This is a genomic window from Pseudomonas shahriarae, assembly GCF_014268455.2.
Lineage (GTDB): Bacteria > Pseudomonadota > Gammaproteobacteria > Pseudomonadales > Pseudomonadaceae > Aquipseudomonas > Aquipseudomonas shahriarae.
Genome location: NZ_CP077085.1, coordinates 3,789,535 through 3,805,450 on the forward strand (window position 1 = coordinate 3,789,535; position 15,916 = coordinate 3,805,450).

At 62.9% G+C, this 15,916-nt stretch carries 13 protein-coding genes; 8 read left to right on the plus strand and 5 right to left on the minus strand.

Features of this window, described 5'->3' with window-relative positions:
* Positions 1–76 precede the first annotated feature (76 nt).
* The 3 genes from HU773_RS16730 (at position 77) to HU773_RS16740 (ending at position 2,750) form a co-directional block, all read left to right on the plus strand.
* Positions 77–1,186 (plus strand): 2-aminoethylphosphonate--pyruvate transaminase, encoded by a 1,110-nt coding sequence (locus HU773_RS16730; RefSeq protein WP_128593479.1) that lies wholly within the window; start codon positions 77–79, stop codon positions 1,184–1,186.
* 76 nt (positions 1,187–1,262) lie between these two features.
* Entirely contained in the window at positions 1,263–2,090 is an 828-nt protein-coding gene (gene phnX / locus HU773_RS16735; RefSeq protein ID WP_057441522.1) for a phosphonoacetaldehyde hydrolase, read from the plus strand.
* A gap of 114 nt (positions 2,091–2,204) precedes the next feature.
* Positions 2,205–2,750 (plus strand): cytochrome b, encoded by a 546-nt coding sequence (locus HU773_RS16740; protein ID WP_057960053.1) that lies wholly within the window; start codon positions 2,205–2,207, stop codon positions 2,748–2,750.
* Here HU773_RS16740 and HU773_RS16745 read toward each other — a convergent pair.
* Together HU773_RS16745 and HU773_RS16750 are read right to left on the minus strand one after the other, a co-directional pair.
* Positions 2,747–3,637 carry a 1-aminocyclopropane-1-carboxylate deaminase/D-cysteine desulfhydrase gene (locus tag HU773_RS16745; RefSeq protein ID WP_057960054.1) on the minus strand — a complete coding sequence of 297 codons (891 nt, stop codon included), beginning with the start codon at positions 3,635–3,637 and terminating at the stop codon, positions 2,747–2,749. The genes HU773_RS16740 and HU773_RS16745 overlap by 4 nt on opposite strands.
* Positions 3,638–3,694: 57 nt before the next feature.
* A complete protein-coding gene (locus tag HU773_RS16750) occupies positions 3,695–5,734 on the minus strand; it encodes an NADPH-dependent 2,4-dienoyl-CoA reductase (RefSeq protein ID WP_115128504.1) in 2,040 nt (679 codons plus the stop codon).
* A gap of 211 nt (positions 5,735–5,945) precedes the next feature.
* Between HU773_RS16750 and HU773_RS16755 the strand changes: the two genes are divergently transcribed.
* From HU773_RS16755 to HU773_RS16765, 3 genes are all read left to right on the plus strand, one after another.
* Positions 5,946–7,076 carry a carbon-nitrogen hydrolase family protein gene (locus tag HU773_RS16755; protein ID WP_057441515.1) on the plus strand — a complete coding sequence of 377 codons (1,131 nt, stop codon included), beginning with the start codon at positions 5,946–5,948 and terminating at the stop codon, positions 7,074–7,076.
* 4 nt (positions 7,077–7,080) lie between these two features.
* Entirely contained in the window at positions 7,081–8,121 is a 1,041-nt protein-coding gene (locus HU773_RS16760) for an AraC family transcriptional regulator (RefSeq protein WP_057441512.1), read from the plus strand.
* A 328-nt stretch (positions 8,122–8,449) separates the two neighbouring features.
* The gene (locus HU773_RS16765) at positions 8,450–9,472 is read left to right on the plus strand and encodes a transketolase-like TK C-terminal-containing protein (protein ID WP_057960057.1); all 1,023 of its coding nucleotides are present in this window, start codon (positions 8,450–8,452) and stop codon (positions 9,470–9,472) included.
* A gap of 18 nt (positions 9,473–9,490) precedes the next feature.
* On the opposite strand, the gene HU773_RS16770 is transcribed toward HU773_RS16765, so the two are convergent.
* Positions 9,491–9,970, minus strand: coding sequence for a MarR family winged helix-turn-helix transcriptional regulator (locus HU773_RS16770; RefSeq protein ID WP_057441509.1), 480 nt, complete (start codon positions 9,968–9,970; stop codon positions 9,491–9,493).
* Between the two features lie 155 nt (positions 9,971–10,125).
* On the opposite strand from HU773_RS16770, the gene aceE reads away from it, so the two are divergent.
* Positions 10,126–12,786, plus strand: a complete 2,661-nt coding sequence (gene aceE / locus HU773_RS16775; protein ID WP_057960058.1) for a pyruvate dehydrogenase (acetyl-transferring), homodimeric type — start codon at positions 10,126–10,128, stop codon at positions 12,784–12,786.
* Here aceE and HU773_RS16780 read toward each other — a convergent pair whose 3' ends face one another.
* Both HU773_RS16780 and HU773_RS16785 read right to left on the minus strand, forming a co-directional pair.
* Positions 12,787–13,584, minus strand: a complete 798-nt coding sequence (locus tag HU773_RS16780) for a DUF2242 domain-containing protein (RefSeq protein WP_186625810.1) — start codon at positions 13,582–13,584, stop codon at positions 12,787–12,789.
* Between the two features lie 44 nt (positions 13,585–13,628).
* A complete protein-coding gene (locus HU773_RS16785) occupies positions 13,629–14,573 on the minus strand; it encodes a LysR family transcriptional regulator (protein ID WP_186625811.1) in 945 nt (314 codons plus the stop codon).
* A gap of 126 nt (positions 14,574–14,699) precedes the next feature.
* Between HU773_RS16785 and HU773_RS16790 the strand changes: the two genes are divergently transcribed.
* The gene (locus HU773_RS16790) at positions 14,700–15,875 is read left to right on the plus strand and encodes an MFS transporter (protein ID WP_186625812.1); all 1,176 of its coding nucleotides are present in this window, start codon (positions 14,700–14,702) and stop codon (positions 15,873–15,875) included.
* The last annotated feature ends 41 nt before the right edge of the window (positions 15,876–15,916 follow it).

Consider the following 15,916-nt stretch of genomic DNA (forward strand, 5'->3'; position numbering starts at 1 on the left):
ACAATTTGATTGATGACAAGCCAAACTGCAATTTATGTCCCGTAGCTTCATCCCACTGCTTTGCGAGGACATGAGAATGAGTACTGCCGCGCCGATCCTGCTCACACCTGGGCCCCTGACCACCTCCGCCCGCACCCGCCAGGCGATGATGGTTGACTGGGGTTCGTGGGATGACCGCTTCAACCAACTGACCGCCAGCCTCTGCGAGCAACTGCTGGCGATCATCAACGGTGGCGACAGCCATCACTGCGTGCCCTTGCAGGGCAGCGGCACGTTCGCCGTCGAAGCGGCCATCGGCACCCTGGTACCCCGCGATGGCAAGGTACTGGTGCTGATCAACGGCGCGTACGGCAAGCGCCTGGCGAAGATCTGCGAAGTGCTGGGCCGCCCGTTCAGCACCTTCGAAACCGCCGAAGACCAGCCCACCACCGCCGCCGATGTCGACCGGCTGTTGCAGGCTGACAGCAGCATCACCCATATCGCGCTGATCCACTGCGAAACCAGCACCGGCATCCTCAACCCACTGCCGGAGATCGCCCAGGTCATCCAGCGCCACGGCAAGCACCTGATCATCGACGCCATGAGCTCCTTTGGCGCGCTGCCCATCGACGCCGCCCAGGTGCCGTTCGATGCACTGATCGCCGCCTCCGGCAAATGCCTGGAAGGCGTGCCAGGCATGGGTTTTGTGTTTGCGAAAAAAGAGGCCCTGGCCGCGGCCCAGGGCAACAGCCACTCCCTGGCCATGGATTTGTTCGACCAGCACGCCTACATGGCCAAGACCGGGCAATGGCGCTTTACCCCGCCGACCCACGTGGTGGCCGCCCTGCATGAAGCGCTGCTGCAATACAACGAAGAAGGCGGCTTGCCGGCGCGCCATCAGCGCTATGCAGCCAACTGCCAGACGCTGCTGGATGGCATGGCCGACCTGGGCCTGCGCAGCTTCCTGCCGAGCGCGATCCAGGCGCCGATCATCGTCACCTTCCATGCGCCGAACGATCCGCGCTACCAGTTCAAAGACTTCTACGAGCGGGTCAAGGCCAAGGGTTTCATTCTGTATCCGGGCAAATTGACCCAAGTCGAGACCTTCCGCGTCGGCTGCATCGGCCATGTCAACCAGGCCGAGATGCAAGCCGCGGTGGCGGCGATTGCCCAGGCGCTGCAAGAGATGGAAGTACTCAAAATCTGATTCCCTCGGCGACGGGGCCTCACGGCCGCCATCGCCGGCAAGCCGACTCCTACCCCTTACTGACAGGATTTAAACCATGAACTATCAGAACCCCAACACCCTGCAGGCCGCCATCCTTGACTGGGCCGGCACCGTGGTCGACTTCGGCTCCTTCGCGCCTACGCAGATTTTTGTCGAAGCGTTTGCCGAGTTCGACGTGCAGGTCTCCATCGAAGAAGCCCGTGGCCCGATGGGCATGGGCAAGTGGGACCACATCCGCACCCTGTGCGATCAGCCGCAAGTCGCCGAGCGCTACCGCAAGGCCTTCGGCCGCACGCCGACCGACGATGACGTGACCGCCATCTACGAGCGCTTCATGCCGTTGCAGATCGAGAAGATCGCCGAACACTCGGCGCTGATTCCCGGCGCCCTGGAGACCATTGCCGCGCTGCGTGCGCAAGGGATCAAGATCGGCTCCTGCTCCGGCTACCCCAAGCAAGTGATGGACAAAGTGGTCGAGTTGGCCGCCACCAACGGCTACATCGCCGACCACGTCGTGGCCACCGACGAAGTACCCAATGGCCGCCCATGGCCGGCCCAAGCCCTGGCCAACGTGATCGCCCTGGGCATCGATGACGTGGCGGCCTGCGTGAAGATCGACGACACCGTGCCGGGCATCCTCGAAGGCCGCCGCGCCGGGATGTGGACCGTGGCGCTGACCTGCTCAGGCAACGCCCTGGGCCTGACCTACGAGCAGTTCCGCGCCCTGGACCCGGCGACCCTGGCCAGTGAACGCCAGCGCATCGAAACGCTGTTTGCCGGCTCGCGCCCGCACTACCTGATCGACACCATCACCGACCTGCCCGGCGTGATCGCCGACATCAATCAGCGCCTGGCCCGAGGTGAAATGCCGCAAAGCGCCTGATCGACGTCAATACATCGCCCCTCACTCGGGCAAACCTTGCATAACAGGTTTAGGCTAAAGGGACTTCGTCGCCAAAGAACGGAGGTTTGCCCCTGATGAGTGAGGAAATACGCGATGCCGTGGAAAAACAGCGAGTCCCGTTACAGTACGATGTCCATCGCCTTGCACTGGCTGATGCTAGTGCTGCTGGTGCTGGTCTACACCACCATTGAGTTTCGCGGGATTTTCCCCAAGGGTAGCGGCGGCCGCACCCTGATCAAGGAAATGCACTTCATGTTCGGCCTGACCGTATTCGTACTGGTCTGGCTGCGCCTGTTTGCCCGCAGCCTTGGCGTGGCGCCGAAGATTTTACCCGCGCCGCCGCAATGGCAAGCCCTGCTGGCGACGCTGATGCATGTGGCGCTGTATGTGTTCATGATCGGCATGCCGATCTTTGGCTGGCTGATCGTCAGTGCCGAAGGGCATTCGGTGTGGTTCTACGGGATCGAGTTGCCACCGCTGATTGGTGAGAACAAGGACCTGGCCAAGCAGATCGAAGGCTGGCATGTGTTGGGCGGCACCCTCGGTTATTGGCTGATCGGCCTGCATGCCGCGGCGGGTCTGTACCACCACTACTTCATGCGGGATAACACCGTGTTGCGCATGTTGCCCAAGCGTTAACCCACAAAACCCCGGCGGCCTTGCAGGCCACCGGTGTGCACAAAAATCAGGCGAGTGCCGGGGGCAAAGCGCCCGGCCTCGATCTGTTGTTTGAGCGCCAGCAGCGCCTTGCCGGTGTAAAGCGGTTCCAACGGCAGGCCGCTGGCCCGCTCGGTGGCCTGGATAAACTCAAGCAATAACGGATCGACCTTTGCAAAGCCGCCACGGCTGGCATCCAGCAACTCATACCCGCCCTGCACGATAGCCTGCACGTTCTGCGCAACGCCGTGGTCATCCGGCACCGCCAGGGCCCCGTACACAAGATGGGCACCCGCCTCCGCCAGCACCAGGCCCGCCAGGGTGGTACCGGTACCGGCTGCCAGCCACCAGGCGTGGTAATCGGCCCAGCCCAGGGTGTGCAACTGCCTGCGCACCTGCTCGACCAACACGCCACAGCCCAACGCCCCTGTCATTGCGCCGCCGCCCTCGGGCACGGGATGCAAATCCGGGTATCGCTCGCGCCAAGGCAACCAGAAGTCCGGCCCATGGCGCGCGCGGTAACCGCCATAGCCCAGCCAGTGCAGTTGCATGCCGAAAGCTTGCAGGTCGAGGACGGTTGGGGTGTCTTGTGGGTGCCCACGCAGCAGGCCGACGGTGGCAAAACCGAAGCGTTTGCCGGCCGCCGCCAGGGCATGCAGATGATTGGAGTAGGCGCCACCCAGACTGATGATACCGCTGGCCCCCGCCTGTTGCGCCTCGGCCAGGTGCCCGGTGAGTTTGAACCACTTGTTGCCGCTGATCAGCGGGTCGATGCGGTCCAGGCGCAACACCGCCACCTCTACCCCGTTCAGCCACTCCAGTTGCAAAGGTTCAAGGGGCGCATGGGGAAGCCAGTCGAAAGGACCCATCAGTGCATGTCTGCATGAAAAAAGGGGCGGTAGTCTAACACCGCCCCTCGTGTCGCCTTACAGCTCGGCGGCGAGGCGCGAGCCCTGGTTGATGGCGCGCTTGGCGTCCAACTCGGCAGCCACGTCGGCCCCCCCGATCAGGTGCACGTTCTGGCCAGCGGCGACCAGGCCGTCCTGCAACTCGCGCAACGGGTCTTGGCCGGCGCAGATGACGATATTGTCCACCGCCAGCACCTGGGGCTCGCCCTCGGCGCCGATCCGGATGTGCAGGCCGGCGTCGTCGATCTTCAGGTACTCGACGCTATTGAGCATCTGCACTTTTTTGTTCTTCAGGCCGGTACGGTGGATCCAGCCGGTGGTCTTGCCCAGGCCGTCGCCAACCTTGGAAGCCTTGCGCTGCAGCAAGTACACCTCACGCGCCGGGGCATGGGGCTGGGCCTTGATCCCGGCCACGCCACCGCGCGCCTGCAGGAGGGTGTCGATGCCCCACTCCTTCCAGAACGCTTCACGGTCCAGGCTGGTGGACACGCCCTGGTGCACAAGGAACTCCGACACGTCGAAGCCGATACCACCGGCGCCGATCACCGCAACGCGCTTGCCCACCGGTTTACGCTGCAGAAGCACGTCCAGGTAGCTGAGCACCTTGGGGTTTTCCACGCCAGGAATCGCCGGGGTACGCGGCGCGATACCGGTGGCCAGAATGATCTCGTCATAACCGCCGGCCACCAGTTGCGCTACATCGACCCGGGTGTTGAGGCACAGTTCGACATGGGTGGTCTGCAGTTTGCGCTTGAAGTAACGCAGGGTTTCAAAAAATTCTTCCTTGCCCGGCACGCGCTTGGCCACGTTGAACTGGCCACCGATCTCGCTGGCCGAATCGAACAGGGTCACCTGATGGCCGCGCTCCGCCGCCACGGTGGCAGCAGCCAGGCCGGCTGGGCCGGCACCGACCACGGCGATTTTCTTGATCTGCTGGACCGGCAGGTAATTGAGCTCGGTCTCGTAGCAGGCGCGCGGGTTGACCAGGCAGGTGGTCAATTTGCCACCGAAGGTGTGGTCCAGGCAGGCCTGGTTGCAGCCGATGCAGGTATTGATCTCGTCGGCCCGGCCAGCGGCGGCCTTGTTGACGAACTCCGGGTCGGCGAGGAACGGCCGCGCCATGGACACCATGTCGGCATCGCCCTCGGCGAGGATCTGCTCGGCCACTTCCGGGGTGTTGATACGGTTGGTGGTGATCAACGGGATCTGCACCGCGCCACGCAGCTTGGCCGTGACTTTACTGAACGCGCCGCGCGGCACCTTGGTGGCGATGGTCGGGATGCGTGCTTCATGCCAGCCGATACCGGTATTGATAATCGTCGCGCCCGCCTGCTCGATGGCTTTGGCCAACTGCACGATTTCTTCCCAGGTGCTGCCGCCTTCCACCAGGTCGAGCATCGACAGGCGGAAGATGATGATGAAATTCGGCCCGACGGCTTCGCGCACCCGGCGCACGATTTCCACCGGCAAACGCATACGGTTTTCGTAGGCGCCACCCCAGCGATCGGTGCGATGGTTGGTGTGGGCGGCGAGGAATTGGTTAATGAAATAACCTTCGGAACCCATGATTTCGACGCCGTCGTACTCAGCGACCTGGGCCAGCAGAGAGCAGGTGACAAAGTCGCTGATCTGCTTCTCGATGCCTTCCTCGTCCAGCTCCTTGGGCTTGAACGGGTTGATCGGCGCCTGGATCGCACTCGGCGCAACCTGCTTGGGGCTGTAGGCATAACGCCCGGCGTGAAGGATCTGCATGCAGATCTTGCCGCCCGCCTCGTGTACGGCCTGGGTGACGATCTTGTGCTTGAGCGCTTCGGCTTCAGTGGTCAGCTTGGCTGCCCCGGAGTACACCCCGCCTTCATCGTTCGGGCCGATACCGCCGGTGACCATCAGGCCCACGCCGCCACGGGCACGCTCGGCAAAATACGCGGCCATGCGCTCGAAGCCGCCGGGCTTTTCTTCAAGGCCGGTGTGCATCGACCCCATCAGGGTACGGTTGCGCAAGGTGGTAAAACCCAGGTCCAACGGGGCCAGCAGGTGCGGGTAGGCAGCAGCGGTCATGGTACAGCTCCACAACGGATCATCACGGGACGTGGCAGGCTCGAATGGCCGGCCATCGGTTTATGTCCCACAGACTAAGAGCCCCGCCCTTAGCGCTCAATGACTGAAACTGACAACTTATTGATCCAAATGTGCAGCGCCCCTTGGCAAGCGGGACGACGGGCCCTACCCTAGGGGCGAACCCTGCACACGGCCTGTTGTCTGTTCCCCCATGCGTAAATTACTTGCTTTGACCCTGACCATGGCCCTGGTCGCCGCCGTTTCCGCCTATCTGGTCTGGACCCAGGAGCGCCCCGTGGGGCATTACCTGTCGGACCTGCGGATCAACCTGGCGGTGAACGAGGGCACTCCCGCCGATCACGGCAACCTGCTGGGCATCCAGCCGGAGCTGTTCCCCGCCGACTACCAGAGCCTGGAACGCCTGCACCTGAAGCTCTCGGCCTATCTGCGCAATGCCCGGGACATGGGCCTGATCAACGACAAAACCATCGTGGTCCTGCCGGAGCACGTCGGCACCTGGTTGATGGTCAGCGGCGAAAAAAACCAGCTGTATCAGGCCACCAGCCTGAAAGAGGCGATGAACTGGCTGTCGGCAAGCAATCCGTTGCTGTTCCTGCGCGCACTGATCAGTGCCCAGGGCGATAACCGCCTGGACGATGCCTACCTGCGCATGAAGGCGCCGGCCATGGCCCGTGATTACCAGGTGCTGTTTGGCGGTCTGGCCAAAGAGTTCGGAGTGACCCTGGTGGCCGGCTCCATCGCCCTGCCCAACCCGAGCGTCAGCCAGGGCCAATTGCAGGTCGGTCATGGCGCGCTGTACAACACCAGCCTGGTGTTCGACCGCGATGGCTTGCCGTTGGGCCAACCCCAGCGCCAGCTCTACCCGATCTTCGATGAGCGCGGCTTTATCGCCCCGGGCGACGAAAACGCGATCAGCGTGATCGACACCCCGGCCGGGCGCCTGGGCATCCTGATCGGCAGCGACAGCTGGTACCCCGACAACTACCGCAAGCTCAACGAACAAGGTGCGCAATTGGTGGCCGTGCCGGCACTGGTGATTGGCCGCGACACCTGGGACAAGCCATGGCGCGGCTTCAAGAGCGTGTCCACGCCCCCGGAAGTCAGCCTCAAGCCCGAAGAGCTCAGTGAAGGCGAAGCCTGGCATCGTCTGAGCCTGATCAGCCAGCCTCCCATCAGCCTCGCGGGTGCGGGCATGAGCGTATTCATGCGCGGGCAATTCTGGGACCAGGGAACCAGCGGCCAGAGCTTTCTCAGTGCCCAGGGCCAAGTCTTCGCCGACAGCAACGCGCGTGGTGCGCGCCTGCTGAACGTGTGGCTGTAAGCCCATGAAACCGGCACCGATGCGCCTCGGGGACTTATCGGTGGGCATCGTGCATACCCTGGCCGACGCCATCCTCAGCCATGGCCTGGACCCGCAGCCGCTGCTGTTGCAGTACGGCCTCGACCCGGCGCGCTTGAGTGAGCCCGGTGCGCGCCTGTCGATCCCACGCTATATGCGCCTGGGCCATGCAGCCATCCAACTGACCGGCGACCCCAGCCTGGGCCTGCGCATGGGCCAGTTGAGCCGCATGAATCAACTTGGCCTGGCCGGCGTCACCGCCGCCCAGGCGCCCAACGTGCGCGAAGCCGCGCGCACCCTGACGCGCTTCGAGGCCCTGTACGGCGCCAACTACCGTGGCCAGTCGAGCTTTCATGAAGACGCCCAGGGTGCCTGGCTGCGTTTCTATTCCATCAGCCCCTACAACGCCTATAACCGCTTCGTGGTGGACTCGATTCTGGCCGGTTGGCTGCAGCAGATGGCGACCTTGTGCCAGCAGCCTGTATTGGCCGAGCGGATCGAAATCGAATTCGCCGCGCCGGACTACAGCGCGAGCTACACCGTGCTGGGAGATTGCCCGATCCAGTTCGGCGCCGAACTCAATCAACTGCGCCTGAGCCAGCACAGCCTTGGCCTGCGCAACCCGCAGCACTGCCCCAGTACCTGGCACTTGCTGCTGCAACTGTGTGAACGGGAATTGGAACAACTGACCCGCACCCGCAGCCTGCGCGAGCGCATCACACGTTTACTGGGGCCGATGCTCAATGGCGGCCGGGAACCCGACCTGGAAGAAGTGGCGGCACGCCTGAAACTGCCGACCTGGACCTTGCGCCGCAAACTGGCCGAGGAAGGCACGCAGTTTCGCGCCATTCTCAACGACACCCGTCGCGACCTGGCCATGACCTACATTCGCGATACCGAACTGGCGTTCGGGGAAATTGCCTACTTGCTCGGTTTCGCCTCAGCGGAAGCCTTTCAACGGGCCTTCAAGCGCTGGAACAGCCAGACCCCAGGGGAATTTCGCCGCAGTCAGCGGCATTCCGCCTGACGCCTGCCTACAGCTCGGTGGCGTCGTCGGCCGGGTGCGAAGGGTCCAGTTCAAAGGCCTGGTATTCCAGCAGCTCTTCTTGATAATCGTCCATCGTCGACTCCTTGTTTAATCAAAGCAGGTGACTCAAGTGACCTGCATCACCAGCGTAAAGTGCCGTCATGACGAAAAAAAGACAGGGGCATGACGTTCCTGCGCTTGAAGATTAAACGCAGCAGCCAGGCGCGGATTTAACCGAGCGATTTAAATGCAACTGCAATCATTGCAATTGCAATCATATATCAACTTCCAGTAGGGTGATGCTCTCCATTGCCATGGGACGTGACTCATGACTGCCAGCACTGCGCAATCCGCACGAATCTGCATCGACACCCTCAACGATCAACAACCACCCCGCAGCTCGCCCCTGTATACAGTGATGGCCATGGCCAACACCCTGGAGTTCCACCCGGCGACACGCCGGCAAGCCTGGGTCATTCGCGGCCAATCCCACTCCAGGCGCATTACCGCCTGGCCCACCTGGTTTGCGCGTAATACCGGGGAAAAACCACTGCTGTACCTACATAACGCCACTTCATCGGCGCAGTTGCGTGCCCTCTGCCAGGGCACCGATCAACGCGGGATTCTGTGCAACGACATCCACACCCGCCCCGCCTCCGGGCGCCACGGCGCGCACCCTTCACTTGCGCTATGGCTGGCCAGCAACCCGCAGTGCACCCCATACGATCCAGCCTCCGGCGACGAAACCCGAGCGATTGTGCTGGCGGGTTTGCACGCGCTGTATGTCGACGGCAGGCCCGGATTTTACTACCTGGCCCTGCATGACCAGGACGACGGACCCGGACTGGCGCCACAGCACCGACAGGATGCAATCAAGGGGATGTATCGGATCGGGCGCGAGCCACCCGGCGAATTGCACGTGCGCTTGCTGGGGGCTGGCCGCGCACTTGAAGAAGTCCTGCATGCAGCGAGGCTGCTGGAGACCGACTGGAACGTATCGGCGCAGTTATGGAGCTGCCCCAGCTACACCCGACTGGCGCGGGAAGCACGCGCCGCCGAGCGCTGGAACCGCCTGCACCCTCTGGCCGAAAAGCGTAGCTGCCACTTGCGCGATTGCCTGGCGGCCCACCACAGCCCGGTGATCGCTGTCACCGGCTATCCGCAATCCATCGTCGACCCGTTGGCGGCCCATGTGGATGCACGGTTTGTCGCGCTGGGGGCCGGCTCAGTCCAACCGACGGCACCTGACCGCTACTGGATTGCCGTGCTGGCCCTGAAGGCGCTGGCAGACGAGGGACGGATCGAGGTGCGACAAGTGGAGCGCGCGCTGCAACAGTACGCCCTCAAATGAGCAAGAGCATGCCCTTGCCTATGGTGTTTCAGGCCTGCGCCGTCCGCGGGTCTGCACACTGGCCTGCATCGCCAGCCCGGCCGTGCGCTCCAGCGCATCGGCAAAGCCCTGGCGTTGCTCGGCGTCGAGTTGCGAGAGGAATAGTTCATCCACAGTACTTTCGTAGATGCCCCACATCTTTTTACGCAACACCCGGCCCTCATCGGTGATCGAGGCAAACGCGGCGCGCCCGTCACCTTCGCAGCGCGAGCGCACCACCAGGCCGTCCTTTTCCAGGCGGTCCACCAATCGCGTCAGGTTGTAGCGCTCGATCGCCAGCACATCGGCCAATTCATGCATGCGCCGAGTGCCATCAGGACCGCTTTCCAGGCCCCACAGGGCATCGTACCAGGCGTATGGCGGCAGGTCGGCCAAGGCCAGGCGCCGTTCGATTTCACGGATGACTGTCCTGTGGGCCCTGACAAAACGGAACCAGACATCAGGCTCTTTCGACGACATGCAACACCATCCGGGGAATTCGAGAAGGTTGCAATGGTAGCGCATCCCGCGCTAAATTCAGGCATGTAGTTGCAATTGCAATTACTTTTGCAGCGTGCCGAATCACCTTCCCACAAGGAAACCGCACGCTGGTATCCGCACACCTGGAGCCTCACATGAACGCGAACAACGCAGTAAGACTCGACGACGATCCACAGGAAACCCGCGAATGGCTGGAGTCCATCGAATCGGTGCTGTCCACCGAAGGTCGCCCCCGCGCCCATTACCTGATCGATCAGTTGCTGGATTTCGACGTAGCGCGACATGGCGACTTCCATGGGCGGGTCACCACCCCCTACGTCAACACCATCGCGGTGGACCGGCAACTGCCCTACCCCGGCAACCTGGCAATCGAACGCCGGCTCAATGCGTTTATCCGCTGGAACGCCATGGCCATGGTCTTGCGCGCCGGTAAACACTCGGGCGTGGGCGGGCATATCGCCACCTATGCGTCGGCCGCGGTACTCTACGACGTAGGCTTTGACCATTTCTTCCGTGGTCGAACCGAGACCTTTGCCGGCGACCTGGTGTATATCCAGGGGCACTCCTCGCCAGGCATCTACGGGCGCGCCTACCTCGAAGGGCGCATCGACGAAGCACAACTCGATAACTTCCGCCGCGAGGCCGGCGGCCAGGGTCTGTCGTCCTATCCCCACCCCCGCCTCATGCCGGACTTCTGGCAGTTTCCTACCGTGTCCATGGGCCTGGGGCCGATCACTGCGGCCTACCAGGCGCGATTCATGCGCTATCTGGACCTGCGCGCCCTCAAGCCTGAGGCGGGGCGCAAAGTTTGGGCGTTCCTGGGGGATGGCGAGATGGACCAGCCGGAATCCCTGGCGGCGATCTCCCTGGCGGGGCGCGAGAAACTCGATAACCTGATCTTCGTGGTCAACTGCAACCTGCAACGCCTCGACGGCCCGGTACGGGGCAACGCCAAAGTCATCCAGGAATTCGAAAGCCTGTATCGCGCTGCCGGCTGGAACGTGATCAAAGTCATCTGGGGTAGTGGCTGGGATGCCCTGCTGGCCAAGGACCGCAGCGGCCTGCTGCGCCAACGCATGATGGAATGTGTGGATGGCGACTATCAGAACTACAAGTCGCAAAACGGCGCCTACGTGCGCGAACACTTCTTCGGCAAATACCCGGAGTTGCTGGCACTGGTGGAGGATCTTTCCGACGACGATATCTGGAAGCTCTCACGGGGCGGCCATGACCCCGACAAGGTCTACAACGCTTATGCCGCCGCAGTCCGCCATACCGGGCAACCTACGGTGATCCTGGCGAAAACCGTCAAGGGTTTTGGCATGGGCGAGGCAGGCGAAGGCCAGAACATCAATCACCAACTCAAGAAAATGGGCGCCGAGGCCGTCAAGGCGTTCCGCGACCGGTTCGGCCTGGAGGTGGCTGACGACCAACTGGCTGAAATCCCCTATCTCAAGCCCGCTGCCGACAGCGAAGAAGGCCGCTACTTTGCCGCGCGGCGCCAGGCCCTGGGCGGTTATATTCCTGCCCGGCACAGTTCGGTACCGGCCCTGCAAGTGCCGCCGCTCGAAGCGTTTGCCACCCAACTCAAAGACACTGGCGAGCGTGCCATTTCCACTACCATGGCCTTCGTGCGCATCCTCGGCGCCCTGCTGAAAGACCCGAACATCGGCAAGTTGATCGTGCCGATTGTGCCGGACGAATCGCGCACCTTTGGCATGGAAAGCCTGTTCCGCCAGATCGGTATTCATTCTGCCGTGGGTCAGCTCTACACCCCGCAGGACGCCGGGCAACTGAGCTACTACAAAGAGAGCAAAGACGGGCAGATCCTACAGGAGGGCCTGAATGAGTCCGGCGCGTTTTCTTCGTGGATCGCTGCCAGCACGTCCTACGCCAACCACGGCCTGATGACGCTGCCCTTCTATATTTTCTACTCGATGTTCGGTTTCCAGCGTGTCGGCGACCTGGCCTGGGCCGCAGGCGATGCGCGGGCCCGTGGCTTCCTGCTGGGGGCCACCGCCGGGCGCACCACACTGATGGGCGAAGGCTTACAGCACGATGATGGGCATAGCCATGTGCTGGCCTCGGTGGTTCCTTGCTGCGTGTCCTACGACCCAACCTTTGCCTACGAGCTTGCGGTAATCATCCGCGAGGGCATGCGGCGCATGTACGTCGAACAGGAGGACATTTACTACTACATCACCCTGCTCAATGAAAACTACCCGCACCCGGCCATGCCCGAAGGTGTCGAGGATGGAATTCTCAAGGGCATGTATCGACTGAAGGCGGGCCAGCAAGCCCAGGTGCAACTGATGGGCAGTGGCTCGATCCTGCGCGAAGTGATCGCCGCCGCAGATTTGCTGCGCGAGGACTTTGCCGTGGACAGTGACGTCTGGAGTGTTACCAGCCTCACTGAACTGCGCCGCGAGGGCCTTGGGGTGGAGCGCTGGAACCTCTTGCACCCCGAGGACGAGCCACGCACCAGCTACGTGGAGCAATGCCTGGCGGACCACCCGGGGCCGGTGGTGATAGCCACCGACTACATGAAGATCTTCGCCGATCAGATTCGCCCATTCGTCACAGGCAGGCGCTTTGTCGCGCTGGGCACTGACGGTTTTGGCCAGTCCGATACCCGTGAAGCGCTGCGCGAGTTCTTCGAGGTGGACCGCCATTTCATCGTCTTGGCGACATTGAAGGCCCTGGCTGATGACGGCCTGATCAGCCGTACCAAAGTCGGCGAGGCGATCAGCCGCTACGGGATCGACGTCGATAAAGCCGACCCGACCGGCGTCTAGTTACTGCCCGTTGGCCGGCAGCGGCGGGATGGTCTCTGTCGGTGGCGGCAGCACAGGCGCAGTCGGCGCTGGCACTTCTGCCGGTACTGCCTCTGGCGCAATCGGCGTGGCTTCCACCGGTGGTGCAAGCGGCTCCGAGACGGGCGGTGCGACAGGCATGGTCGGCGCTTCCTGAGGCGCTTGCACCTTGTCCACCACCGGCGCGGGCTTGGGCTCCGGCACGCCGAGATCGGCCTTGGGCGCTTCGGGAATGTGTTCGGCGGCCTTCACTTCCTGAGGCAGGAACACGTCCACCAAGGCAAAGTAGCGGTCATAGAATTTGGGTGAGGTGACGGTCTCGCTGGCCACCTTGACCATCGAGTCGTCGGTGGAGCCAATCGGCATCGACACCGAACCGAGCACGCCCACCCCCAGGCTGGCGGAGTTGTTGACCTTCTTCAGCGCGTAGCGATCCTGCAGGGCGTTGGCAAACATCGTCGCATGATGCTCGCCGCCGCCATCTTCGGCACACACCACGTTGAAGCTGATCTGCAGATGGGTCTCGCCGGTCTGCTGGAAACTTTTGTTACCACTCACCAGCTTCGGGTCGCTGCTGGTGATGATGTAGCCCTGGCTGAGCAACGCCCGGCGTGCCGCTTCGCAGGCCGCGACATCGCTGACCGGGTAATTGCGCGAAAACGTACCGGAATCGTCGAAATTCTCATGTTCGTAGATAGCGGTCTTGGGCGACGAGCAGCCCGTGGCGCCTGCCAGCACCAGCGCGAGCGCAAGGCCACGCAAGTGAAATGAAGTCGACATTGATCATCCTGAGGAAAACGGTCAGGGCGGTATTGTGCAACAGATCACCGGGTGCGCGCGCGGATTCCTGTCGGTAAAACGTCACTGGCCGGCTCGACGCGCGGTGCAGGAAAAAGCCTGGCGCTCATATGATCGATAAACACCCGCAGTTTGGCCGAGGCATGTCGGCTCGACGGCCAGAGCATCCAGAAGCTGCCACTGTGCTCCAGGTAATCGTCCAGCACCCGCTGCAGGCGGCCCTGCTCGACGGATTCGCGGACCATGAAGTCCGGCAGGCAGGCAATCCCCAGGCCTTCGTGCACTGCGTGCTTTAGCGACTCGATGGTAGTGCTGACCAACGGTGCACGCAGCACCGGCTCGGGTTCGCCGGGTAAATGGCGCAGGGGCCAGCTCTCCAGCTTGCCGGTGGCGCAGAACTTGTGACGCAGGCAGGCATGATGGTTGAGGTCCTTAGGACAGGCCGGTACGCCGTGTAGGGCGAAGTACTGCGGCGCTCCCACCAGCACCAACCGATAGTGCCCCAGCAGCCGCGCCGACAGCCGCGAATCCTCGGGCTTGCCGGTGCGCACCACAGCGTCGAAGCCTTCCTCGATCACATCCACCATGCGGTCGGAAAAATCCACGTCCAGCTCAATCTCTGGATAGGCCCGCATAAACTCGGTCAGCACCGGCATCAACAGGCCCCTGACCTGGGGCAAACTGATGCGCAATTTGCCTCGGGGGGTGGTCGCTGCTTCAGTCAACTCCTGCTCGGCCGCTTCAACCTCGGCCAGGATCCGCCGTGAACGCTCGAGAAACAGCGCGCCCTCGGCCGTCAGCGTGATACTGCGGGTACTGCGATGGAACAGCCTCACCCCCAGACGCTGCTCCATGCGCGCAATGCTTTTGCCCACAGCCGAGGACGACACCCCCAGCAGCCGACCGGCCTGGGTAAAGCTGCGGGTCTCCGCGACCTGCACAAACACCGACATACTGCCCAGACTGTCCATTGTCACTTCCTGCGAATTACGGATATAAACGTCCGATAAGTTCGGAACCTTAGCCCATTTTTCCAAGTGGTTCAGCCCCCTACTCTGCCCCGATGTCCTGATGCCTTGAATACGGAGCCGAGCCACATGAATGACTGCAGTACACCGCAATGCCTGCCCAGCCAGCGCGAACGCCTGCCCATGGCGGGCTTGCTGGCGCTGGCCACCGCCGGCTTCATCACCATCCTCACCGAGGCGATGCCCGCAGGTCTGCTGCCCCAGATGAGCGCCGGCCTCGGGGTGAGCGAGGCGCTGGTCGGCCAGCTCGTCACGCTGTATGCCCTCGGCTCGTTGCTGGCCGCCATCCCCCTGACCATCGCCACCCGTGGCTGGCGCCGCCGCCCCTTGCTGATGCTAGCCATTGGTGGCTTCGCGCTAGTCAACAGTGTCACGGCACTATCAAGCGTGTATTGGCTGACCCTGGTCGCACGGCTGTTGGCCGGGGTGTTCGCGGGCTTGCTCTGGGCACTGCTGGCAGGATACGCCAGCCGCATGGTGGCGCCGCACCTACAGGGCCGGGCGATTGCCGTGGCAATGCTGGGCGCGCCCCTGGCGTTATCCCTTGGAATACCTGCCGGCACGTTTCTGGGCACTGCAGTGGGTTGGCGCTTGAGCTTTGCGATCATGACCGGACTGACGGTGCTGCTACTGGCGTGGGTGCGCTGGCAGGTGCCGGACTTTGCCGGGCAACGTGCGCAACAGCGCCTGGGCTTGCACCAGGTCCTGCGTTTGCCGGGGGTGCGTCCGGTGCTGTGGGTGACCTTTACCTACGTGCTGGCGCACAACATTCTGTACACCTATATCGCGCCGTTCCTGGTGCCCGCCGGGCTTAGCGCCGACATCGACCGGGTGTTGCTGGTATTTGGCCTGGCCGCGCTGATGGGGATCTGGATCGTCGGCCTGTTGATTGACCGCCTGCTGCAGGTCTTGCTGGTGATCAGTTGCACGCTGTTTGCCACTGCGGCATTGGCCCTGGGGCTGTGGATCGCCTCTACCGAGGTCGTCTACCTGTCGGTCGCCATCTGGGGCCTGGCATTTGGCGGCTTGCCTGCCTTGCTGCAAACCGCGCTGGCCAAGTCGGCCGGTGACTCGGCGGATGCAGCCCAGTCGATGCTGGTGACGGTGTGGAACCTGGGGATTGCCGGCGGTGGGCTGCTGGGCGGCATACTGCTTCAGGGATGGGGCGTCATGTGGTTTCCCTGGGTCGTTGCCGCCTTGGCTACGCTGGCATTGATCACCACCCTACAGCCTCGCCGTACCTGACAAACAGGCAAAAAAAGACCCCGGTTTCAGGCCGGGGTCTT